This window comes from Vibrio sp. YT-18 (genome assembly GCF_033337345.1).
GTDB lineage: Bacteria > Pseudomonadota > Gammaproteobacteria > Enterobacterales > Vibrionaceae > Vibrio > Vibrio alginolyticus.
The window spans coordinates 1-1,227 of the sequence record NZ_JAWOQO010000157.1; the positions used below are offsets into that span (position 1 = coordinate 1).

General features: G+C 47.4%; 1 protein-coding gene. It reads right to left on the minus strand.

Annotation, left to right across the window (positions count from 1 at the left end; translation table 11 throughout):
• Window positions 1-27 precede the first annotated feature (27 nt).
• Window positions 28-1,227 (minus strand): NAD(P)/FAD-dependent oxidoreductase (locus tag R7M72_RS25095; protein ID WP_318056459.1); only part of this gene is annotated, 1,200 nt, incomplete at its 5' end.

The following is a 1,227-nucleotide window of genomic DNA, read 5'->3' on the forward strand; positions in this document are numbered from 1 at the left end:
ACACTGAAACTGGCTGAATCGCCGATACTAGTGAAGCTTAAGGTTTGGACGCAATACACGGTTAATGCGGCCAACCAGCATCATCAAGCCTGTTTTGAACACGCCGTGAAGTGCCATCAAGTGCATGCGGTATAGTGAGATATAAACAACACGTGCAATACGGCCTTCAACCATCATCGACCCTTTGGTTAAGTTACCCATCAAGCTACCTACTGTAGAGAAGCGGCTTAGAGACACTAAAGAACCATGGTCTTTGTACACGTAGTTTTTCAACTCACGACCATTTAGCTTCGCCACAATGTTGCTGAACGCTTGGCTAGCCATTTGGTGCGCAGCTTGCGCACGAGGTGGCACAAATGAGCCGTCTGGTTGTGTGCATTGCGCCAAATCGCCGATAACAAAAATATCGTCATCACGCGTTGTTTGCAGTGTTCCTTTCACAACCAATTGGTTAATACGGTTTGTTTCTAGACCTGCAATGTCTTTGATGAAATCAGGTGCTTTGATACCCGCAGCCCAAACCATGATTTGCGCAGGAATCTTTTCGCCATCTTTGGTAGTTAGGCCGTCTTTCTCCGCCTTAGTCACCATTGTTGCTGTACGAACGTTTACACCCAGCTTAACAAGCTCTTGATGCGCCGCAGACGAAATACGTGGTGGCAATGCAGGAAGAATGCGCTCGCCCGCTTCAATCAGATTAACATTCAGCTTGCTTGAATCTAGATCACCAAACCCGTAAGTGCGAAGTTCTTTCACGGCATTGTGCAGCTCAGCCGATAGCTCAACGCCCGTTGCACCAGCACCAACGATCGCGATATCCACTGTACCATTACCGTTTTTCGCATGCAGCTTTAGGAACTCGTTGTTCATTTCTGTACGGAAACGGTGCGCTTGTTCTGGGCTATCTAGGAAAATACAGTTTTCGCGAACGCCTGGAGTGTTGAAATCGTTCGATGTTGAACCAATCGCCATCACTAGAAGATCGTATTCTAGCTCGCGGCTTGGCATAAGAAGTTCACCGTGTTCGTCTTTCAGCTCACTTAAAATGATCACTTTACGTTCACGGTCGATGTCTTGAAGGCTACCCATTTGGAAATCGAAGCTATGGTTTTTCGCATGAGCACGGTAGCTCAAAGCGTCAACACCTTCGTCCAAAGAACCCGTTGCAACTTCATGCAACAGTGGTTTCCACAAGTGGCTCGCTTTACGGTCTACTAGCGTAATTTG